Source organism: Arthrobacter sp. UYEF21 (genome assembly GCF_040546085.1).
Lineage (GTDB): Bacteria > Actinomycetota > Actinomycetes > Actinomycetales > Micrococcaceae > Arthrobacter.
Genome location: NZ_JBEPNF010000014.1, coordinates 1 through 22,306 on the forward strand (window position 1 = coordinate 1; position 22,306 = coordinate 22,306).

Sequence of the window (22,306 nt, forward strand, 5' to 3'; positions counted from 1 at the left end):
CAGGATGGCATGACCCGGCAAATTCAACCAATTCAATACAATAAATTGGTATCAACAAACTTGGCACACTATTGAGTTCTCAAACAACAGACACACCCGGCACCACCACAACACTTCAGTCATGGATCGCTCCGGAGCAACTTTTCAAAGTTACCGGCTGATCTCTTTCTTGTCAAACCGGCGTCCGCGACCATCATCAGCCTGAGGCTTTCGTGTCGATTTTTCCGTCTGACTCCGTAGAGCAGCGCGGAAATAAACTCTACCACCACTTTGGCGGGTTGGCCACCCAGCCCCCGGACAGGCTCCCGCAGCCACATCCAGCGGGTACAGAAAAGCCCGGAATCTCAAGGAATTCCGGGCTTTTCTGCGGGGACTTAAGAGACCGGCTTCACAGCTGACTGTCCGCCGGCAGGACGGTCGCTGGTCAGCTGAGCGCCGGGCTTGAAGTATGCCGCACCCAGCGGCGGCAACGTTACGGTGAGCGTTGCCGGTTGGCCGTCGAGTCCTTCGTCCGAGGCCTTCAGGGCGCCGGCGTTCAGGACACCCGATCCGCCATAGGCCGCGGCATCGGTGTTAAGAACTTCGACCCAGGCTCCGGCGGCGGGAACGCCAAGGGCGTAGCCCACATGGGGGCCGCCGGAGAAATTGATGGCGCACACCAGTGGATTGCCGTCCTTGTCCCAGCGGACAAAAGTCAGGACGTTCCGGTCGGCGTCTCCACCATTGATCCACTGGAAACCGCCGGGTTCGTTGTCCCTTGCGTAGAGCGCCGGAGTGGTGCTGTACAGCTCGTTGAGATCTTTGGTGAGAAGCTGCATTCCGCGGTGCGCCGGAATGTCGGCAAGATACCAGTCCAGGCCATGCTGTTCGGACCATTCGGCTTCCTGGCCGAACTCGGTACCCATGAAGATGAGCTGCTTACCGGGGTGCGCCCACTGGTAGGCCAGGAACGCCCGCAGGTTGGCCAGCTGCTGCCAGCGGTCACCCGGCATCTTCCGAAGCATGGATCCCTTGCCGTGAACTACTTCGTCGTGGCTGATGGGGAGCAGGAAGTTCTCGGTGAACGCGTACACCATGGAGAACGTCACCGTTCCGTGGTGCCACTTCCGGTTGACGGGGTTCTCGGACGCGTACTTGAGGGAGTCATGCATCCAGCCCATGTTCCACTTCAGCCCGAAGCCCAGGCCGCCGTTGCTCGTGGGGGCGGTCACCCCGGGGAAAGCCGTGGATTCCTCGGCGATCATCACCGCCCCGGGGTGGGTTTTGTAGACGGTGGCGTTGACTTCCTGCAGGAAGGACATGGCTTCGAGGTTCTCCCGGCCGCCGAAGCGGTTGGGTGACCACTGCCCGTCTTCACGCGAGTAGTCCAGGTACAGCATCGATGCCACGGCATCCACCCGGAGGCCGTCAATGTGGAACTCATCGAGCCAGTACAGGGCGTTGGCCACGAGGAAGTTCCGCACTTCAGTCCGGCCGAAGTCGAAGATCAACGTGCCCCAGTCGGGGTGCTCCCCCAGGTTCGGATCGGCGTGCTCGTACAGCGGTTCGCCGTCAAACTGGGCCAGCGCCCAGGCGTCTTTCGGGAAGTGCGCCGGTACCCAGTCCAGGAGCACACCGATGCCGGCCTGGTGCAGCGAATCCACCAGGAAGCGGAATTCGTCCGGGTGGCCAAACCGCGAGGTGGGCGCAAAGTAGGACGTCACCTGGTAGCCCCAGGAACCTCCGAAGGGGTGTTCGGCCACAGGCATGAACTCCACGTGCGTGAATCCCAGCCACTTGACGTATTCCACCAGCTCCTTGGCGAGCTCGCGGTAGCCCAGGCCAAGGCGCCACGACCCGAGGTGGACTTCGTAGACGCTCATGGGGGAATTGTGCGGGTCCCGCTGGGCCCGCGCTTCCATCCACTCAGCGTCCTTAAACGCGTAAGACGGCTCTACCACTCTGGAAGCTGTCAGCGGCGGAACCTCGGTCCCGAAGGCCAGTGGGTCAGCCTTTTCAACCCAGTTGCCGTACTTGGTCTTGATCTCAAATTTGTAGCACGCACCTGCTAAAACGCCGGGGACGAAGACTTCCCATACGCCCGAAGACCCCAGCGAGCGGAGCGAGTTTTCGCGGCCGTCCCACGCGTTGAAGTCGCCTTTAACCCGGACAGCCTGCGCATTGGGGGCCCAGACGGCGAAGGAGACGCCATCAACGTCGCCCAGCGGGGACTTGTAGTGCTGGACGTGGGCACCCAAAACTTCCCAAAGCTTCTCGTGCCGGCCCTCACCGATGAGGTGCAGGTCCACTTCCCCCACCGTCGGCAGGTAGCGGTAGGGCTCGTCCACGGTTACGGGTTCGGCCCCGATGTAGGTAACTTCCAGCCGGTAATCAGGCACGTGCCCGGCCTGGAGCGGTTCCATGACTGCTACCCAGACACCGTGGTCTTCATGGGTCATGGGCACCGAACCGGCGGCGGTCACCACGCTCACGGACTCCGCGAGGTGCTTGACCGTCCTGACCGTGACGTGGCCATGGTTGTCCAGGTGTGCACCGAGTACCGAGTGCGGCGCGTGATGCTCGCCGTTAGCCACCTGGCCCAAAATGTCCGGGTCGACGTGAAGCGGCATACTCGGCTGGTCTGTTGGTGCTGAGCCTGTCATGTTGATACCTTCCGATGCTGGCCCGGCCTGTTCGCCGGAGCCTTTAACGCTGAGGAGCCGCCTGGACGCATTCGTCGGAATGGCCAGCCAGTCGGGTCTGTTCCGCAATTCATAAACGACTTCGTAGAGTGCCTTGTCCAGCCACAATGCCACAAAGAGCGGCGAACGGCGGTCGATGGTGCCGGGCGTGACAGCGGCATAACCGGAGAGGAACGCGTCTGCGCAATCGTCAACCCAGGATGCGGGAACGCGTGCCCCCTGGTACTCCCGTTCGGCCGCGCCGGCCGCGTAGTCGAAAGAGCGCAGCATCCCCACCACGTCCCGCAGCGGAACGTCGGGGAAGTTGCGTTCGGCGATGGGCCGGAGGGGTTCACCCTCAAAATCCAGGATGGCCCACCGGCCGGGTTCCCCGTTGTGGCCGGGAACCTGCAAGATCTGCCCCAGGTGGAGGTCGCCGTGGATCCGCTGCAGCGGCCCGGCCTCCGCGCCGTCGAGCTCCCCAAGCAGCGCCTGCAGCGCTTCATCATAAGGCCCGACGGCGGCCGAGGCTTCCGCCCATGCCTGCCGGACGCGCTGGGCTACTCCGGGCGCGATGACCTCGCCCGGCACCGGCTCTGCGGACGTCCCGAGTGCAGCAGCCAGCCTGCGGTGGACGGTGGCCGTCGCCGCACCGAGGGCGCGTGCCTCGGCCGTGAAGTCCGCTCCGGTGCGGGCGGCATCCACGGCAAGGCGCCATGCGTCGCGGCCACCGGCAAGGAACTCATGGGCTACGGCAAGCTCGCCCCGCGCCGGGCGGGCACCTGCCGGCAGCTCCCCGGGCTGTTGTGAGGCCGGCGCCTCCCACTCCCCCCGCACCCAGCCCAGGGTGGCAGGCACCTCGGAAGTGCCCTCCGCGGTCAGCGCAGCGCCAACCTCGACTTCCGGGTTCATCCCCTCGGAAAGCACCCGGAAGAATTTCAGGATTGCCGCCGACTCGCCGTCGTCAACGATCACGGAACTGTTGGACTGCTCACCGGACAGGACCTTGACCATGCCGTGGGCGGTAGGCAGGCGGTGATCAGAGGATGAGCGGTGGCCCGTCGCTGAACCGGTAAGCGGCCCTGACTCGGACCGGATCAGCTCCAGCCAGGCGGCCACAAACGACGGATCGTGCACGGCGTCGTATATCCAGTCCATCCCCGACTCCGGCGCCCTGCCCACCAGCGCGGCTTCGCCGCCTGCAAGCGGGACGCCGCGATAGCTCAGGGGCACCTGGACCACATCCGTACGGTGTCCCCCGTCGACTGCCCGGGAGGTCACGGCCAGCAGGAGGACCTCCAGGCGGGCCTGCCCGGCCGCGTCCTCGAGGCTCAGGCTGCCCGCCTGTTCCAGCGAAAATTCGGCTGTCTTCACGGGGAACCAGCGCTGGCGCGGAAGCCATTGCCGAAGAACGGCGCTCAAAGTAGCGGTGAGTGTCGGCTGGGTCATATCAGTTCTCGATGGCCAGGATGGGGAGCGCCTGCGTGTACGGGGAGGACGGACTGGACGTTGCCGAGCGGATCCGCAGCCAAAAGAAGTCATGGCTTCCCAAAGTCAGGGTCAGGGATCCGTTTTCATCGATACCCGGGAATGGCTGGCCGCCGAAGACGTCGCGCAGGCCACGGCCGGCGAACTGGGGAAGCTTCAACTGCGCCGCAACCGGATGCTGGGAAAGGTTGAATGCGCACAGGATGGATTCCCCCGCCACCCCCGCGGCGTTGTCCTCCGCAAGTTCCCGGACATAGGCAACCACCGAATCGTGATCGGCTTCGACGTGGGTAAAGGAGCCCAGTCCGAACACCGGGTGGTTCTTCCGGACGCTGAGGATCTGCCTGGTCCAGCGGAGCAGGGAACCGGAGTGGGCCGCCTCGGCTTCCACATTGGCCATATTGTAGTTGTATACCAGCGACTGGATGACGGGCAGGTAGAGCTTTCCCGGATCGGCGTTCGAAAAGCCGGCGTTCCGGTCCGGATTCCATTGCATCGGGGTGCGCACCGCGTCGCGGTCCTCCAGCCAGATGTTGTCCCCCATGCCGATCTCGTCCCCGTAGTACAGGAACGGGCTGCCCGGCAGCGACAGAAGAAGGGCGTTGATCAGCTCGATCTCGGCGCGGGAATTGTCCAGCAGTGGCGCCAGCCGGCGGCGGATACCAATGTTGGCCCGCATCCGTGGGTCCGGGGCGTACCAGCCGAGCATGGCCGCGCGCTCATCCGCCGTGACCATCTCAAGTGTCAGTTCATCGTGGTTCCGCAGGAACGTCCCCCACTGTGCCCCTTCGGGAATCTCGGGCGTGTCTTGCATCGTCTCGATGATAGGGGCGGCCTTTTGGTCGCGCAGGGCGTAGTAGAGCCGCGGCATGATGGGAAAGTGGAAGGCCATGTGACATTCGGGCTCTTCTGCTGTCCCGAAGTACTCCACCACCTCGTTGGGCGGCTGGTTGGCCTCGGCGATGATGACGCGGCCCGGGTAGCTTTCATCCACCATGGCCCGCAGCTTGCGCAGAAAATCATGGGTGGCCGGCAAGTTTTCGCAGTTGGTCCCCTCTTCTTCGAAGAGGTAGGGAATAGCGTCGGCCCGGAAGCCGTCGATGCCCTGGTCCAGCCAGAAACGCACCACATCAAAGAGCGCCTCGATGACCCTGGGGTTTTCAAAGTTGAGGTCAGGCTGGTGGCCGAAGAACCGGTGCCAGAAAAACTGGCGTCGGATGGGGTCGAAGGTCCAGTTGGACTCCTCCGTGTCAACGAAGATGATGCGGGCGTCCTGGTACTTCTCGTCAGTATCGCTCCACACATAAAAATCGCCGAACGGGCCCTCAGGATCCTTGCGCGATTCCTGGAACCAGGGGTGCTGGTCCGAGGTGTGGTTCAGCGGCAGGTCGATGATGACCCGGACTCCGCGGGCATGGGCCTCCGCCACCAGTCGCTTGAAGTCACTGATGGTACCGAACTCATCCAGGACGGAGTTGTAGTCCGAGATGTCGTAGCCACCATCACGCAGCGGCGACTGGAAGAACGGGGGAAGCCACAGGCAGTCCACTCCCAGCCACTGCAGGTAATCGAGCCTGTCAATCAGGCCACTGAAATCGCCCGAGCCGTCCCCGTTGGCATCCGCAAACGCCCTGACCAGTACCTCATAAAACACTGCCTTCCGATACCAGAGGGGATCGTGGGCCAGCCCTGGGGCGTTTAGCTCAAACGTGCTTTTGGGGGTGAAATGCTGACTTGAACTCTGCGGATTAAAACTCACTGATGCAATCTCCTCACGCTCAGGATGTGTGCGGGTTCGACGTGCGCGTCCAGGCGGACGTAATTGTATTCGCCCCATTCCCAGGATTCACCGGAAATAAGGTCGTCCACCTGGAAGGCGCCGTTGGGCAACAGATCCTCGGGATCGAGTTCCAAGGCGGCCAGATCCAGCGAAACGGTGCTCTCCCTGGTGCCATGCGGATCCACGTTGACCACCACAATGAGGGTGTCTTTGGTGCCGTCCGGCAGGGTCTTGTGCTTGGAGTACACAACCGTGGCGTCGTCCGAACTGTGGTGGACAGTGAGGTTCTGCAGGTCCTGCAGCGCCGGGTGGGAGTGCCTGATGCTGTTGAGCCGGGTCAGGTACGGCGCCAGCGTGCGGCCCGAGTCGGCTGCGGCGTCCCAGTCGCGGGCTTTGTATTCGAACTTTTCGTTGTCGATGTATTCTTCGGCGCCGGGGCGGGCTACATGCTCGTAAAGCTCGAAGCCCGCGTAGACCCCCCAAAGCGGGCTGGCGGTGGCGGCCAGCGCCGCGCGGATCTTGAACGCCGCCGGACCGCCGAACTGGAGGTACTCGGTGAGGATATCCGGGGTGTTGACGAAAAAGTTGGGACGGAAGACCGCAGCGGACTCGTGGCTGACCTCCGTGAAGTAGGTTTCCAGTTCTTCCTTAGTGTTCCGCCACGTGAAATAGGTGTAGGACTGCTGGAATCCGGCACGGCCCAAGGCGTGCATCATCGCAGGGCGGGTAAACGCCTCGGCGAGGAACACCACGCCGGGAGTCTTTTTATTGACCTGGGCAATGAGCCATTCCCAGAACCACACAGGCTTGGTGTGCGGATTATCCACCCGAAAGATCTTGACGCCGTGGCTGACCCACAGCTGAACCACGCGCAGGATTTCCTTGGACAGCCCTTCGGGATCATTGTCGAAATTCAGCGGGAAGATATCCTGGTATTTCTTCGGCGGGTTTTCCGCGTAGGCGATGCTGCCGTCAACCCTGGTGGTGAACCACTCCGGGTTGGATTCCACCCACGGATGGTCCGGCGCGGCCTGCAGCGCCAGGTCCAGGGCAACTTCCAATCCAAGTTCGTTGGCCCGGGCCACAAAGGCGTCGAAGTCCTCGAAGGTGCCAAGGTCCGGGTGGATGGCGTCGTGACCGCCTTCCTTTGCACCGATTGCCCACGGCGAACCGGGATCGTGGGGGCCGGCAATCAGGGTGTTGTTCGGACCCTTGCGGTGCTGCACGCCGATCGGGTGGATCGGCGGCATGTAGAGCACGTCGAAGCCCATGGCCGCCACCGCGTCCAGCCGCTTTGCCGCCGTCCGGAAGTTACCCGAGGTCCATGCCCCGGTGGTGTGGTCCCGCACGGCGCCTTCAGAGCGGGGGAAGAATTCGTACCAGGCTCCGCGGCCGGCGAGATCGTGCTCAACCAGCAACGGGAACTGCTCAGACGCCGTGACCAGTTCACGGATCGGCTGCCGGTCCACCAGGGCGGCCACCTCCGCGCTGAACCCGCCAGCGAGGCGCTCCTCTTCAGTCAGGGATGCGTTGCCCAGAAGGGAAGCAGCCATGCGCAGGGTGCGCCGGTCCGACGCAGTCCGGGAGACGTCGTCGGCCGCTTCCGACAGCAGGGCCTCGCCTTCGGCGAGCATCAGCTCCACGTCGATGCCCGCGGCCACCTTCACCTCGGCGTTGTGGTGCCAGGTTCCATAGCGGTCGTGCCAGGCCTCGATGAAAAAGGTCCAGTTTCCAACGGCCGACGGCGTGAGGATGCCTTCCCAGCGATCCGTCCCGAGGCCGCGTTCCCCCCTGGGCGGCGCCAGCCGGACTCGCTGGCGCTCTTTCCCGCGGGGATCGAGGAGGACGGCGCTGACGCCGAGCTGGTCGTGGCCCTCGCGGAAAGCAGTGGCACCGACCACGATTCCCTCACCCGGCAATGCCTTGGCGGGGTACTTTCCACCCTCAACCACAGGCTGCACGGCGGTGATCGGAAAACGGCCAAACCTAAGGCCGTCGGTGATTTTGCCTTTGGGCTTTTTCTTCGGGGCGGCGGTGGTTCCTGAGTTAGTCGTCACATGCTCGACGTTAGCGAGAAATGATCCAGATAGCTAAGCCTGCGGTGCTTTTTGACAACAACATTCGACTTTTCCGCCACGCCCACTGTCATTTACCTAAAAGAAAGCCACAGCGTTTCCAGACGTTGATCTTGTCGGTTAGTGTGGCGCAGGTGAAGGCAATCCGCAGATTTACCGTCAGAACCGTCCTCCCCGAACCGATCAGGCCCCTGGTCCGGTTGGCCACCAACCTCCGCTGGTCCTGGCACCGGCCCACCCGGGAACTTTTCGCCAGCCTGAACCCCAGGAAATGGGTGGAAAGCGGGCAGGATCCGGTCAGCTTCCTGGGACGCGTCAGCCGCGAAGAGTTCCAGGACATGGCCGCGGACCAGTCCGTAGTGGAACGCGTCCGGGCCGCCGCCGAAGCCCTCGACCGTTACCTTGACGAGCCGCGCTGGTACCAGGGTCTGGGCGCCGACGCCCCCGCTGCCATTGCCTACTTTTCCCCCGAATTCGGCATCACCGAGGTCCTGCCGCAGTACTCCGGCGGCCTTGGCATCCTGGCCGGAGACCACCTCAAGGCGGCGTCTGACCTGGGCGTGCCGCTGATCGGCGTTGGCCTCCTGTACCAGGCCGGCTACTTCCAGCAGTCCCTCTCCCGGGACGCTTGGCAGCAGGAAACGTACCCGGTCCTCGACCCGGACGGGCTCCCGCTAACCCTCCTCCGTGAGCCGTCCCCTGACGGTAACGGCCGCCCCCTGCAGGTCGCACTGCCGCTGCCCAATGGCCGGCGCCTGCTGGCACACATCTGGCGTGCCGACGTCGGACGCGTTCCCTTGCTGCTTCTGGATTCCAACGTTCCGGGTAACGACGACGCCGCCCGCGGCGTCACCGACCGGCTCTACGGCGGCGGCGGTGACCACCGGCTGCAGCAGGAGCTCCTGCTGGGCATGGGCGGCGTTAAGGCACTGCGCGCCTACCAGCAGCTCACCGGGGCACGGGCTCCGGAAGTGTTCCACACCAACGAAGGCCACGCCGGATTCCTGGGAATCGAGCGGATCCAGGAGCTGATGTCCGGGGAAGCGGCGCTGACCTTCGACGAGGCCCTCGCCGCCGGCCGGGCTTCCACCGTGTTCACCACCCACACCCCGGTGCCGGCCGGGATCGACCGTTTTGAGATTTCCCAGATCCAGCACTTCTTCCAGGCGGGGCTGGCGCCCGCCGTGCCGGTGGACCGGATCCTGGAGCTTGGCCGGGAAAATTACGCCGACGGCAACCCGTCAGTGTTCAACATGGCGGTCATGGGACTCCGCCTGGCGCAGCGGGCCAACGGCGTGGCCAAGCTGCACGGCGAAGTTTCGCGCGGAATGTTTTCCGCGCTGTGGCCGGGCTTTGACCACTCCGAGGTACCCATCACCTCCGTCACCAACGGCGTCCACGTGCCCACCTGGGTTGACGGCCGCATCTCCCAGCTCGCCCGCAAACAATTCGGCCCCGAGGCCGAAACCAACGGCCGCTGGGACCTGGCCTACAACGTCAGCGACGCCGACGTCTGGGCGTTGCGCCGCGAAATGCGCTCGGCCCTGGTGGATGACGTGCGCCGCCGGCTCCGGGCAGCCTGGAAAAAGCGCGGCGCGGCCGACGCCGAACTCCGGTGGACAGACAGCGTGCTGGACCCTGACGTGCTGACCATCGGCTTCGCCCGCCGCGTCCCGACCTACAAGCGGCTCACGCTGATGCTGCGCGAGCCGGACCGGCTCAAGGCACTGCTGCTGCACCCGGAACACCCCATCCAGCTGGTGATCGCCGGAAAGTCCCACCCTGCGGACGACGCCGGCAAGAAGATGATCCAGGACCTGGTCCGGTTTACTGACGACCCCGAAGTCCGTCACCGGATTGCGTTCCTCCCGAACTACGACATCGCCATGGCCAGGACGCTCTTCCCGGGTTGCGACGTCTGGCTCAACAACCCGCTGCGTCCCCTGGAAGCCTGTGGCACCTCAGGGATGAAGGCCGCCATCAACGGATCGCTGAACCTCTCCGTGATGGACGGCTGGTGGGATGAGATGTACGACGGCGAGAACGGCTGGGCGATCCCCACCGCCAACAACGATGCGTCCCCCGAGGAGCGCGACGACATCGAGGCCGCGGCGCTCTACGAGCTGCTGGAAACCCAGGTGGCACCGCGCTTCTACGGCAACACGGTCTCCGACAGTGCAGGAGCGGCAGGAGCTTCCAGCACCGGCACGGAGAAGGTACCCACGCACTGGGTGTCTATGATCAAGCACACGTTGTCCCACCTTGGCCCGGCAGTTTCCGCGGACCGCATGTTGCACGACTACGTCAATATCCTCTACCGGCCGGCAGCCGAAGCCGGCCGCCGCGCCGTGGCTGACTCCTACACGCAGGCGCGGGCCTTGGCGGCCTGGACGGCGCGGGTACGTGCTGCGTGGCCGCTTCTGCACGTGGAGCACGTGGACTCCGTGGGAGTATCCGAGGATCCGCAGATCGGGGACACCATGCAGGTGAACGCCTACGTCGCGTTGAATACTTTGACACCGGACGACGTCTCGGTAGAGGTTGCCTATGGGCGCGCCGAGGAAAGCGACACGTTGGCGGACGTGACCCTGATGGAGCTGCAGCCCAAGGAGGACCTGGGCGGCGGGCGCTACCTGTTCAGCGGCTCCCTGGCCATTGACCGCTCCGGACCGTTTGGCTACACCGTCCGCGTCCTGCCCCAGCACGAGGCGCTGGCGTCCAAGGCTGAACTGGGGCTGATCGTCAACGCCTGAGCCGTTTCCAGACACCCGCCGGGTGTCAGTCATCCTCCGCGTGCTGCTCGTTCCTCGCTTTGACGCATGCTTCCGGATAACTGACATCCGGCGTTCGTTTTGTGGCAACTTCCGCGGCGGTTGAAGCGTTAGTTAGAGGAGGATGGCGGTGACCGTCAGGTCGCTGCCGGCGTAACTCTCGGCATCCTGGAGGACCTCGCAGATAACCCCAAAGGAGCGGTCGCCGCGGAATGTCGCGGCGACCTGCCACAGGACGGTCACCGGGGCGTTGCCGTTTTCGCTGATGCTGTCCGCGAAATCGTGCAGTGAATCGTTCAGGGCGTCCAGGTTCAGGCCGTAGTGCTCGGGGAAGGCCAGGACCTCGCCGAAGGTTTCGAGGACCTCCCTCTTGCTGTCCGCGGCAGGCACCACCAGGACGCTGCGGCCGGCGTCGGCCACTTGTTCCTGGAGTTCTTCCATGGTCCAGGTTTCAGCGGAGTAGATTTTCATACCGGTGTTCAGCTGCCTTCTGCGATGAATTTAAACGAGTTGTAATGATCTTGGGTGTAATATTTTTCCGCCCCGGCGCCCGTGATGATCCTGCGGGCCCCGCGGTCCGATTCACCCGGGGTAGGCACGGTGTACTCGCGGTAATAGCCTGACGCCTGCCGCGGGAGGATTCGCTCAAAGTTGCCGAATGTCTTGTCGTCCTGGCTGTACGAGTAAGGACCGCCGGCACGGATCAGTGCGAGGGTCCGGCGTGCTTCGGCCGGGAGTTCGGACTCGCTGATCGCGGGCAGGCCGGAGGGATTGGCGGGAGCGGCAGCCCGCCCTGAAACCTCCGCCGGCCCCGGAACGGGAGCCTCCGGAACCGGGGGCGGGCTGGAACTTACGGCCGGCGTCGGGCTTCCGGTCAGGGACTCAAGGAGTCCACTGCCGCCGGAAGCAAGCAGTGCGATGGCCAGCAGTCCGGTCAGGAGCAAGGCAACGACGGAGCGGTTGCGCATTGTTGTACCCCTCCGCGGCTACGTGCGGTAGATGTTGATCGAGTTTGCCTCAACCAGGTCAGTCTCACCGGATGCCACGCGTCCGCCCTGGCGAAGCTCGTGGAGGGGCGAGGTGGTCAGCCGGAGTTCGAACATCCGGCGCGGCGTGCCGTCGTCGTTGGTGACTTCCGGGAGGGTGATCTTCACGTCGGAGCCGCTGCCGTTGATCACTACGAGGCCGGCCAGCGTGCCGTCGTCCGAGCCGAGCAGGAGCTGCATCACCCGGTGCCGGGGATCGTTCCAACGGTCCATGGACATCGGCTGTCCGGTGTGGTCGAACCAGTAAAGATAGGACTGTTCGTCCCGGGCCGGGAAATCGTGCGGCTGGCTGGCCAGGAACTCCTTGCGCAGCCGGACGTAGCGCTTGGTGCTGCGCAGCATCTCGGCGGATTCCGGCGTGCGGGTCCAGTCAATCCAGGCCAGGGGGTTGTCCTGGCAGTAGGCGTTGTTGTTTCCCTGCTGGGTTCGTGCCAGCTCGTCGCCGCCGGTAATCATGGGCACGCCGAGGGAAATCATCATCGAAGCCATCAGGTTGCGCCGGGACTGGGCCCGCTGCGCCAGGATGTCCTCGTCCTCGGTGCGGCCTTCGAACCCGTGGTTGTGGCTGCGGTTGTCCCCATGCCCGTCCCGGTTCTGCTCTCCGTTGGCCTCGTTGTGTTTGCGGTCATACGAGACGAGGTCGTTGAGGGTGAAGCCGTCGTGCGCTGTGATGAGGTTGAGCGAGGCCAGCCGGGAACGGCCTGATGCTTCGAACAGCCCGGCCGAACCGGACAGTGCATCCGCCAGCCGCGCCACGGAGCCGCCCTGCCCGCCGGACTCGAGGGCCGCGCGGTCGGCAAGCCAGAAGGACCGGACGCCGTCCCGGAAGTGGTCATTCCAGTCAACCCAGCCACCAGGGAACCGGCCGGTCTGCCAGCCGCCGTAGCCGACGTCCCACGGCTCGGAAATAAGCTTCACGTCCGATAACACAGGATCGGCGCCCACGGCCACCAGGAACGGGTGCCGCGGATCGAATTCGTTGTTGGCGTTCCGGCAGAGCGTCACGGCCAGGTCGAAGCGGAAGCCGTCGATATGGAATTCGTCCACCCAATACCTGAGCGAATCCAGGGCAAGCTGCACCACCCGGGGCTGGCCGAAGTTCAAGCTGTTTCCGCATCCAGTGGTGTCCACATACTTCCCGTGGCCATCCGTGCGGTAGTACGTTTCCTCACCAAGCCCGCGGAAGCTGATGGTGGGGCCGTCCGGCCCGCCCTCGGCGGAGTGGTTGAACACCACGTCAAGGATCACTTCCAGGCCGGCCGCATGGAGCAGCTTGACCATTCCCTTGAACTCGTCCTGGACAGCCTGCGGACCGGCTTCCTGGGCAGCCTTCGTGGCGTAGTCGGGGTGCGGGGCGAAAAAGGCCGCCGTATTGTACCCCCAGTAGTTAGTCAGGCCCAGGTTCTGCAGGTGCTGCTCATCAAGATGGAAATGCACCGGGAGCAGCTGGACGGAGGTGATGCCGAGGCTCTTGAAATGCTCAATGATGGCCGGGTGGGCCATTCCGGCGTAGGTTCCGCGCAACTCTTCCGGCACATCGGGATGCAGCATGCTCTGGCCACGGACGTGGGCCTCGTAGATGACGCTGTTCCGCCACTGGAGCCGGGGCCGCTGGTCGGTTCCCCAGTCAAAGCCGCCGGCCATCCGGACGCTGGTCAGGAATCCCCCCCTCTGGTCCACCGCCCGGCCGTAAGGATCAAGCAGCAGCGGCTCGCCGGCGTCGTCATCCAAGTCCGGCATGGGGAATGACAGCGGCAGGGCGTCGGACTTGGATGCAGCACGGAATCCATAGCGCGATCCGTACGGAAAATCATCCACAATCCCGTGGTGCACGCCGTGGGTGACATTGGGAAGGGCCTGCCGGCGCCATTCGCCGCCGGGGGCCTTGTAGGCAATCTCAAGGTTCTCAACGCCCGGCGCGTAAACAGCGACGTTGGCGCTGGACGGCGGGGCATGGTCCGGGCCGGCACCAGGGCGCGGAACGCTGACGCCCAGTGGATGCGCCGATGAGGCATCCATGGTGGAAGCGGTGTCAAATAGCGGCATAACCATCACGGGTCAATGGTAGCCGCCAGTGCCCGCCCAGCTGCACTGACGCTTTTGTGACGCCGGCCGGCCGCTGCCAGTGCTTTGCGCATTGCGGCATCGCTGGGTTGCATACTGGAAGAAACGTTAAGACGGAGGTGTACAGTGCGCGTTGCGCTGGCTCAGATCATCACCGGCCGGGACCTGGCCGGTAACTTGTCCATCCTCGAAGATCATGCGCGCCGGGCCAAGGCTGGCGGAGCTGACATGGTGGTGTTCCCGGAGGCCTCCATGCGGGCATTCGGAAACTCGCTGCTGGACATCGCCGAACCGCTGGACGGGCCGTGGGCCTCCCGTGTGCGTAATATTGCCGCCTCGTTGGAGATTGTGGTGGTGGCCGGCATGTTCACGCCAGGCTCCCCCAACTCCTCCGCGGGCTCGGCCGCCGGAAAGGTGCGCAACACCCTGCTGGCAACAGGTCCCGGCGTGGAAACCAGCTACGACAAGGTTCATCTCTTCGACGCGTTCGGGTTCCTCGAGTCGGACACCGTTGACCCGGGTACTGAACCGGTGACATTCGACACCGGCGGCCTGACTTTTGGCCTGGCGACGTGCTACGACATCCGCTTCCCGGCACTGTTCACGGCCAATGCCGAACACGGCGCGGAGGCGAACATTATCTGCGCTTCCTGGGCCTCCGGGCCGGGCAAGGTAGACCAATGGCAGCTGTTGGCCCGGGCCCGCGCCCTGGATTCCACAACGTACGTCTTGGCGTGCGGGCAGGGTGACCCGGTCACCGAGGGCGCACCGGCCAAGGACGGAGCACCCACGGGCGTGGGGCATTCCGCCGTCGTCTCACCCTTCGGCGAGGTGCTTGAAGAGCTCGACGGCGCCCCTGGACTGCTGTTCACAGACCTGGACGCCGCCGTGGTCAAGGAAGCCCGCCGGGAGCTTCCGGTCCTCGCGAACCGCCGGGAGTTCCAGCCCCCAGCCAAACGCTCTCTCACTTAACCCAAGTTAAAAAAGGAACGCTCTCTCACCCCGTGAGAATGCGTTCCTTTTTAACCTGCAGGATCTGAGAGAGCGTTTGGGCCTAATTGGCGGCGCGCTGCCTCGAGATTTCGTACAGCGAGATGCCGACGGCCATGGAGGCGTTCAGCGATTCCATGGCGGAGTCGATGGGGATCGAGACGATCTGGTCGCAGTTTTCGCGGACCAGGCGGCTCAGGCCCTTGCCTTCGGAGCCGACCACGATGCACACCGGTTCCTTGGCGAGGGCGAGGGCTGGCAGGGAGACGTCGCCGTCGCCGTCGAGTCCCAGGACAAAGATGCCCATGCTCTTGAACTGCTTCAGCGCACTGTTGAGGTTGCCAGCGCGGGCGACCGGAACGCGCACTGCCGCACCGGCGCTGGTCTTCCAGGCAGAGGCTGTGACGCCCACGGAACGGCGTTCCGGAACAATGACGCCGTGGCCGCTGAAGGCGGAGACGGAGCGGATGATCGCGCCCAGGTTGCGGGGGTCCGTGATGCCGTCCAGCGCCACGAACAGCGGCGCGTTGGACACGTGGCCCTTCTTCCAGCGGTCCACGGTTTCCTCGGCCAGGTCGTAGGCGTCCTGGTACTCGTAGGGAGGGATCTGGAGGACGAGGCCCTGGTGGACGGCGTCTTCGGTCATGCGGTCCAGTTCGGGCTTGCCGGTCTCAAGAAGCGGGATGCCGCGCTCAGCAGCGATCTTCAGCGATTCCTTAACGCGGTCATCCATTTCGATCCGGATGGCGATGTGCAGGGCTTTCGCGGGGATGCCTGCACGGAGTGCCTCAACCACGGAATTACGGCCGGTGACAACTTCCTCGGTGGCGCGTCCCTTGGGACCGGACCGGGCTGCGCCGGCGCTGCGGGCGCCTGTGCCGCGCTTGGCGGCCGACCGTTCCGCGAGCTGCTTGCTCTTGTGCGCCTTGTGGTAAGGGCGGTCCTCCGCCTTGGGCGTAGGGCCCTTGCCTTCCAGGGCCTTGCGGCCATGACCACCGGTTCCGATGGTGGGCCCCTTCTTTGCTTTGACCGATCGGCGACCGTTGTTGGCCATGAGTTCCACCCTTGATTGTTTGACTGAGTCTGCTTACCAGTCTACTGAATCAAGTAAAATCGCCGGTTCAGTCCCGTTGCAGGCTCCAAGTAGCGCCGTCGGGACCGTCCTCGACGGCGACTCCGGCCGCCTTCAGCGTGTCCCGGATGGCGTCCGAAGCGGCCCAGTCCTTGGTGGCGCGGGCCTGGGCTCGGGCAGCCAGTTGGGCTTCCACCAGCACCTCAAGGGCAGCCGATTCCCGGGCGTCCGCTGCGGGGCCGGAAGCCACCGCGTTCAGTCCGAGGACACGGAGCATGTCGTGGACGTCGTGCAGGGCCTGCCGCGCGTCCTCCAGCCGCCCTTCCGTCAGGGCGGTATTGCCGGAGCGGACTGTTTCGTGGACCACGGCGAGGGCCTGCGGGACGTTAAGGTCGTCATCCATCGCACGCTCGAACGGCTCCGGCACCTTGCCGTAGGTGGCGAACCCGTAGTTGCCGCCGGCGGACAGCGCACGGACGGCACGGCTGATGAAACCATCAATGCGTTCGACGGCGGCGGCGGCCTCTTCCAGCGAGGTGGGGCGGTAGTCCAGCACGGAGCGGTAGTGGGCCTGGCCGAGGTAGTAACGGACGACCCGCGGGGAGGCGAGCTCCAGCATCTGCGCGGGGCTGATGGTGTTGCCGATGGACTTGGACATTTTTTCGCCTTGATAGGTGACCATGCCGTTGTGCATCCAGAAGTTGGCGAAGCCATGTCCCGCCGCCTGGGACTGGGCCATCTCGTTTTCGTGGTGCGGGAAGCGCAAGTCCAGCCCCCCGCCATGGATATCAAATTCGGTGCCGAGGTATTTGGTGACCATGGCGGAGCATTCCAGGTGCCAGCCCGGGCGTCCGGCGCCCCAGGGCGAGGCCCAGCCCGCCGTCGTCGGCTCTCCTTCTTTGGAGCCCTTCCACAGCGCAAAGTCGCGGGGGTCTTTCTTGCCGCGCGGATCCGCGTCCGGGGCGCCCTGCATGTCGTCAATGTTCTGGCGCGTCAGTGACCCGTACTTGTCCCAGGACCGCACGTCGAAGTAGACGTCGCCGGAATCGTCCAGCGCCGGGTAGGCGTGGCCCACATCGATCAGCTGCTGGATCAGGGCGTGCATCTCGGGGATATGGCCCGTGGCGCGGGGTTCGTAGGTGGGGCGGGATACGCCCAGGGTGTCGTAAGCCCTAAGGAATTCCTGCTCGTAGCGGTAGGCCAGTGCCCACCATTCCTCTTCGCGGACCGCGTCCGGGCCGGACTCGAACCCGGGTTCGAAGGACTCGGCGGATTTGGTGAGGATCTTGTCGTCGATATCCGTGACATTACGGACAGCCGTGACGCGCAGGCCCCGGTACTCAAGCCAGCGGGTGAGCTGGTCGAAAGCGATGGCTGAGCGGATGTGTCCAACATGCGGCATGCCCTGCACTGTGGCTCCGCAGTAGTACAGGCTCACCTTTCCCGGGACGAGGGGAACGAAGTCGCGGACTTCGGCGGATGCGGTGTCGTAAAAACGGAGGGTCACCGCTCCAGATTAGCCGATGCGGCCCGCTTACTTGGGATACACCAGAGCGGTGGCAATGGCGGATATGCCCTCACCTCGGCCGGTAAATCCCAGCCCGTCGCTGGTGGTGGCCGTAACGCTGACCGGCGCTCCCGCCGCCGCGGTCAGGACGTTCTGGGCTTCCTGCCGCCGGGGACCGAACTTGGGCCGGTTGGCCACGAACTGTACCGCCACGTTGCCGATCTCAAACCCTGCAGCCCGGACAATCCTGGCTGCCTCAGCCAGGAGCATGACCCCGGATGCCCCGGCGAACTCCGGGCGGTCCGTACCGAAATGGGTCCCCAGGTCCCCGATGCCGGCGGCCGAGAACAGTGCATCGGCAGCAGCGTGGGCCACCGGGTCCCCGTCGGAATGCCCGGCAAGTCCTCGCTCCCCTTTCCAAAACAGGCCGCCCAGCCACAGCGGACGCGGGAGGTCTTCGGAGGAGTAAGCATGGACGTCGACACCGATACCCGTGCGCGGCAGGATCATTTTCGCCTCACCCATTTCCTAGCCCTCCACCCAGCGGATACCCAGCGGGCCTTCCAGGAGTCCCTCGGCAATGATGAGGTCCAGCGGCGTGGTTATCTTGAGCGATTGGATGGAGCCGTGGACAGCGTGCACTGGGACTCCCAGCAATTCCACAAGCATGGCGTCGTCGGTGACCGCGGCAGCCTGTTCGTCGTCGAGACGGGACGCCGCCTGGTGCGCCTGGAGCAGCGTGGAAAGCCGGAACCCCTGGGGTGTCTGGACCGAACGCAGTTCTGCCCGGGGCGCCGTCCCGGTAACCAGCTCCGGGGCGATCGTGGCGTCGTCACCGCTGATCCGCCGCACCGTCTTGACGGTGTCCACAACCGGTATCGCGGGGATCACTGCGACGGCGCCCGCTGCCAAAGAATCCACCACCCGGTGGAAAACCGACTCAGGCGTCAACGCGCGGGCGGCATCGTGCACCAGCACAACTTCGGTGCCGTCCAGCAAGGCGGCCAACGCCGCCTGGACGGACGCTGCCCGCGTCGCACCGCCGTCGACCGTTGTCAGGAGGGGAATCTGCACCTCAGGATTCCCGTCGTGCCCGGCCCGCAGCTCCTCTGCGAACGTCTCGCACAATTCCTCGAGCACGGCGTCGCCCGGCGGGAGGGCCACACAGATCTGGCGCGCGACGCCGGCGGCGGCCACTCCGCGGAGGGCGTGAGTGAGGATGGTATCGCTTCCCAGGGGGACCCGCGCCTTGGGCATGCCATATCCCAGCCGTTCGCCGGAACCGGCAGCGACAATAACGACGGCGGTGACAGGTCGGGGCAGTCCGTTGCTCATGGCGTCTAGCCTACGTCCCGCGTCATGCGTCTGCCGGAACGGAACAGCCACCGGCGACAGGTGCGGCCGGAAATGGGCAAAAAGAAACCCCGGGGAGTACTCGCGTACGCCCCGGGGTTCAATTCTTAGGAAGCCAGAACCTCGTCGAGAACGCTTGCCGCCTTCTCTTCGTCGGTCTTTTCAGCCAAAGCAAGTTCTGAAATCAGAATCTGCCGGGCCTTGGCCAGCATGCGCTTCTCACCTGCGGAAAGGCCCCGATCGTGATCTCGGCGCCACAGGTCGCGGACGACCTCTGCTACCTTGATGACGTCACCGGAAGCAAGTTTCTCCAGATTTGCCTTGTATCTGCGTGACCAGTTGGTGGGTTCTTCAGTGAACTCGGCCCGCAGCACGTCGAATACGTGCTCCAAGCCTTCCTTGCCCACAACGTCACGGACCCCAACAAGGTCAACATTTTCTGCTGGAACTTCAATGGTCAGATCACCCTGGGCCACCTTGAGCTTGAGATACATTTTCTCTTCGCCCTTGACAGTGCGCATCTTGATTTCTTCAATTTTTGCAGCACCGTGGTGAGGGTAAACGACTGTCTCGCCGACCTCAAATACCATGTAAACATTCCCCTTTCCCGCAGACCAGTTTATCACGATTCAGGCATATGACCGGCCCTGTACCAGGCCCGGAACCGCGTGAATACGGGGAAAATGGGCGGAATCGACCCCCTTGGACCCCTTGACGGATGCAGATAATAGTGCATGCTTGGCCTGCTGCCAAGGGCTGTGTGAACGGTCCGGAATCCTTGTTTGCGGCCGTTAGCCGCTAGGCTATGGCTGAATAATGTTTCCACACTCTCGAGGAGTACGTGACGTGCGTTTCACTGCGATGAACCGGGCCCAGAGCGGCAAACTGGCACTGGCGGCGGGGGCCCTGGCCCTGAGCCTGGCCACGATGACCGGCTGCGGCTACCTCAACCCCCAGCAGACCACTCACCAGTACGCCGCCTCCGATGGCATCCGCGCAGATCTGGGCCCGCTGCAGTTGCGGAACATGCTGATTGTTTCCGCCGGCGAGAACAAGCCCGGACGCCTGATCGGCGCCGTCTACAACTCCTCCTCACAGGACGTGAAGCTCACGGTCAACGGCGCCGAGGGCTCGCAGACGCAGGTGCCGGTGAAGGCCAACTCCTACACCCTGCTCAACGACTCCACCGATGAAGCAATCCTCAGCACCAGCGGCGGCATTGCCGGCTCGCTGGTGGACATCAAGGTCACCGAAGACGGCACCAACGTCACCAAGACGGTCCGGATGCCCGTTCTGGATGCCACGCTGCCGGAGTACAAGGCGTACCTGCCGGCCGGCAGTGAACCGACCGGATCAGCTTCCCCCACGCCGTCGCCGTCGGCCAGCGTAAAGGGTGCGGCCCACTAGCCAGACGCAACACAGCCTAAAAGGAGGGGCTCCCCAAGGGGGAGCCCCTCCTTTTGCGTCCGCTGGCCGGCGCCCGGCCTACGGCTCGAACTTATAGCCGAGGCCGCGGACCGTCACCAGGAATCGCGGTACAGAGGGGTCCGGCTCGATCTTGCCGCGGAGCCGCTTGATGTGGACATCCAGAGTCTTGGTGTCGCCCACATAGTCCGAACCCCAGACCCGATCGATCAGCTGGCCGCGGGTCAGCACCCGGCCGGAATTCCGCAGCAGCATTTCCAGCAGCTCGAATTCCTTCAGCGGCAGGAGGACCTGCTCACCGTCCACGCTGACCACGTGCCGTTCGATGTCCATCCGGACAGGACCGGCCTGGACTGTGGCGGAGATCAGTTCCTCAGGTTCACCCTGCCGGCGGAGCACGGCGCGCACGCGCGCCACCAGCTCGCGGGAGGAGTAGGGTTTGGTGACGTAGTCGTCGGCCCCCAGCTCCAGGCCAACCACCTTGTCAATTTCGGAGTCCTTGGCCGTCAGCATGATCACCGGAACGCTGGAGCGCTGGCGCAGCTGGCGGCAGACCTCGGTGCCGGACAGCCCGGGCAGCTGGAGGTCCAGCAGGACCAGGTCCGCCCCGTTCCGGTCGAACTCCGTGATGGCGTCGAGGCCGTTATCCACCACCTCAACCTCGAACCCCTCCTTGCCCAGCAAATAGGACAACGGATCGCTGAACGATTCTTCGTCCTCGACAATCAAAATCCTGCTCAAGCGCTGGCTCCTTGCTCATGTACACCGCGCTGTTTTACACGCCCGGGTACGGCTCGATCTTTAACAACTGCAGTATCGGGTTCGTCCTGGCTTTCCATCTCGGGAAGCCGCAAGGTAAAGGTGGATCCCTGGCCGGGGCGGGACCACAACGTCACCTCACCGCCATGGTTCGATGCCACGTGCTTGACGATGCTCAAGCCGAGGCCGGTGCCGCCCGTGTGGCGCGACCGGGCAGCATCCACCCGGTAGAAGCGCTCGAACACCCGCTCCTGATCCTCCGGGGTCAGCCCCTCACCCTGGTCCGTGACGGACACGGCAATGAGCCCGTCCTTGGACCGGACACCCACGCCCACCCTGGTGTTCTCCGGTGAGTAGCGGATGGCGTTGTCGATCAGGTTGCGCAGCGCAGTAACCAGCAAGTCCCGGTCACCGTAGACCATGGCGTCCGCCCGTTCACCGACAACTATTTGGATCCTCTTGCTTTCGGCGGGGAGCTGGGAACGGTCCACGGCTTCCTCGATGACAGCGTTGATGTCTACCGCCGTGCCCTCGCGGGACACGCTGGCACCCTGCAGCCGGGACAACTCAATAATGTCCTGGACCAGGGCGGCCAGCCGGCCTGACTCCTTGTGCATCCGCTTGGCGAACCGGCGGACGGCCTGTTCGTCATCTGCTGAGGACTCCAGCGCCTCGGCCAGCAGGGAGATCGCCCCCACCGGAGTCTTCAATTCGTGCGAAACGTTGGCCACAAAGTCGTTGCGGATCTCCTCAGTGCGCGTAATCTCGGTCCGGTCATCGGCCAGCAGCAGGATGTATTCCTCACCGAGCATGGCTGCACGGACCTGCACAATGATGGTGCCCTGGCCCAGCGGGCCGCGCGCGAGCTCAAGCTTCTTCTCCAGGATCACGCCGTCCCGGCGCACACCGGCGGTCATGTCCAGCAGTTCTTTGTGCACCACTGTGTGGCCGCGCACCAGGCCATAGGCATAGGCAGCCGGACTGGCCCGCACTACGCCGTCCACTTCGTCCACCACCACAAAAGCCCGTCCGACGACGGCCAGAACCTCCGCAGCGCCTTTGGGCAAGGCGACCTCGTCCAGGTCGACGTCGACCATGTGGCGCTGGTTTTCGCTGACCCTGAAGGCGAGCACGCCAAAGGTGCCGAGCGCCAGGCCGACAAGACCTGCGATGACACCGATGAGCATAGGATCCACAGCTCCAGCTTATGCTGTGGTGAATGGGCTGCCGGTGCGTCCAGGGCCATTGCACGGACGGTTCAGCTAACGTTCATCTACAAGAGACCAATCGTTCACCGCACGCTGGCAGAGTTACGG

General features: G+C 64.3%; 16 protein-coding genes. 3 read left to right on the plus strand and 13 right to left on the minus strand.

Annotation, left to right across the window (positions count from 1 at the left end; all coding sequences use genetic code 11):
- Positions 1-374: 374 nt before the first annotated feature.
- Genes ABIB27_RS14330 through ABIB27_RS14340 form a run of 3 tightly spaced genes read right to left on the minus strand, consistent with a single transcriptional unit; the run spans position 375 to position 7,985 of the window.
- Positions 375-4,109: a 1,4-alpha-glucan branching enzyme gene (locus tag ABIB27_RS14330; protein WP_354216607.1), complete on the minus strand. Its 3,735-nt coding sequence runs from the start codon at positions 4,107-4,109 to the stop codon at positions 375-377.
- A 1-nt stretch (position 4,110) separates the two neighbouring features.
- Positions 4,111-5,907, minus strand: a complete 1,797-nt coding sequence (gene treS / locus ABIB27_RS14335; RefSeq protein WP_354216606.1) for a maltose alpha-D-glucosyltransferase — start codon at positions 5,905-5,907, stop codon at positions 4,111-4,113.
- On the minus strand, positions 5,904-7,985 hold the full coding sequence (locus tag ABIB27_RS14340) for an alpha-1,4-glucan--maltose-1-phosphate maltosyltransferase (RefSeq protein WP_354216605.1): 2,082 nt from the start codon (positions 7,983-7,985) through the stop codon (positions 5,904-5,906). Before ABIB27_RS14340 ends, treS begins: the two co-directional genes overlap by 4 nt.
- A 152-nt stretch (positions 7,986-8,137) precedes the next feature.
- Here ABIB27_RS14340 and glgP point away from each other — a divergent pair, with 152 nt between their 5' ends.
- A complete protein-coding gene (gene glgP / locus ABIB27_RS14345; protein WP_354216604.1) occupies positions 8,138-10,756 on the plus strand; it encodes an alpha-glucan family phosphorylase in 2,619 nt (872 codons plus the stop codon).
- 132 nt (positions 10,757-10,888) lie between these two features.
- Here the strand turns inward: glgP and ABIB27_RS14350 are convergent, their stop codons facing one another.
- From ABIB27_RS14350 to glgX, 3 genes are read right to left on the minus strand one after another with little or no spacing between them, the layout of a single operon-like run.
- Positions 10,889-11,245 (minus strand): barstar family protein, encoded by a 357-nt coding sequence (locus tag ABIB27_RS14350; RefSeq protein ID WP_354216603.1) that lies wholly within the window; start codon positions 11,243-11,245, stop codon positions 10,889-10,891.
- An 8-nt stretch (positions 11,246-11,253) separates the two neighbouring features.
- Positions 11,254-11,742 (minus strand): guanyl-specific ribonuclease, encoded by a 489-nt coding sequence (locus ABIB27_RS14355; protein WP_354216602.1) that lies wholly within the window; start codon positions 11,740-11,742, stop codon positions 11,254-11,256.
- Between the two features lie 18 nt (positions 11,743-11,760).
- Positions 11,761-13,872 (minus strand): glycogen debranching protein GlgX, encoded by a 2,112-nt coding sequence (glgX, locus tag ABIB27_RS14360; RefSeq protein WP_354216615.1) that lies wholly within the window; start codon positions 13,870-13,872, stop codon positions 11,761-11,763.
- 138 nt (positions 13,873-14,010) lie between these two features.
- Here glgX and ABIB27_RS14365 point away from each other — a divergent pair, with 138 nt between their 5' ends.
- The gene (locus ABIB27_RS14365) at positions 14,011-14,856 is read left to right on the plus strand and encodes a carbon-nitrogen hydrolase family protein (protein WP_354216601.1); all 846 of its coding nucleotides are present in this window, start codon (positions 14,011-14,013) and stop codon (positions 14,854-14,856) included.
- A gap of 82 nt (positions 14,857-14,938) precedes the next feature.
- On the opposite strand, the gene rlmB is transcribed toward ABIB27_RS14365, so the two are convergent.
- The 5 genes from rlmB to ABIB27_RS14390 all read right to left on the minus strand — a co-directional run bounded on the left by rlmB (position 14,939) and on the right by ABIB27_RS14390 (position 19,396).
- Positions 14,939-15,928 carry a 23S rRNA (guanosine(2251)-2'-O)-methyltransferase RlmB gene (rlmB, locus tag ABIB27_RS14370; RefSeq protein ID WP_354216600.1) on the minus strand — a complete coding sequence of 330 codons (990 nt, stop codon included), beginning with the start codon at positions 15,926-15,928 and terminating at the stop codon, positions 14,939-14,941.
- A 67-nt stretch (positions 15,929-15,995) separates the two neighbouring features.
- Positions 15,996-17,453, minus strand: coding sequence for a cysteine--tRNA ligase (gene cysS / locus ABIB27_RS14375; protein ID WP_354216599.1), 1,458 nt, complete (start codon positions 17,451-17,453; stop codon positions 15,996-15,998).
- Positions 17,454-17,480: 27 nt separating this feature from the next.
- Positions 17,481-17,978, minus strand: a complete 498-nt coding sequence (gene ispF / locus ABIB27_RS14380) for a 2-C-methyl-D-erythritol 2,4-cyclodiphosphate synthase (RefSeq protein WP_354216598.1) — start codon at positions 17,976-17,978, stop codon at positions 17,481-17,483.
- Positions 17,979-17,981: 3 nt separating this feature from the next.
- Positions 17,982-18,788, minus strand: a complete 807-nt coding sequence (gene ispD, locus ABIB27_RS14385) for a 2-C-methyl-D-erythritol 4-phosphate cytidylyltransferase (RefSeq protein WP_354216597.1) — start codon at positions 18,786-18,788, stop codon at positions 17,982-17,984.
- 125 nt (positions 18,789-18,913) lie between these two features.
- Positions 18,914-19,396 carry a CarD family transcriptional regulator gene (locus ABIB27_RS14390; RefSeq protein ID WP_026266570.1) on the minus strand — a complete coding sequence of 161 codons (483 nt, stop codon included), beginning with the start codon at positions 19,394-19,396 and terminating at the stop codon, positions 18,914-18,916.
- 271 nt (positions 19,397-19,667) lie between these two features.
- Here ABIB27_RS14390 and ABIB27_RS14395 point away from each other — a divergent pair, with 271 nt between their 5' ends.
- Positions 19,668-20,213 carry a hypothetical protein gene (locus ABIB27_RS14395; protein ID WP_354216614.1) on the plus strand — a complete coding sequence of 182 codons (546 nt, stop codon included), beginning with the start codon at positions 19,668-19,670 and terminating at the stop codon, positions 20,211-20,213.
- A 78-nt stretch (positions 20,214-20,291) separates the two neighbouring features.
- Here the strand turns inward: ABIB27_RS14395 and ABIB27_RS14400 are convergent, their stop codons facing one another.
- Together ABIB27_RS14400 and ABIB27_RS14405 are read right to left on the minus strand one after the other, a co-directional pair.
- Positions 20,292-20,972 carry a response regulator gene (locus ABIB27_RS14400; protein WP_354216596.1) on the minus strand — a complete coding sequence of 227 codons (681 nt, stop codon included), beginning with the start codon at positions 20,970-20,972 and terminating at the stop codon, positions 20,292-20,294.
- Positions 20,969-22,177: a sensor histidine kinase gene (locus ABIB27_RS14405; RefSeq protein ID WP_354216613.1), complete on the minus strand. Its 1,209-nt coding sequence runs from the start codon at positions 22,175-22,177 to the stop codon at positions 20,969-20,971. The genes ABIB27_RS14400 and ABIB27_RS14405 overlap by 4 nt, the downstream gene beginning before the upstream one ends.
- Positions 22,178-22,306: the final 129 nt, after the last annotated feature.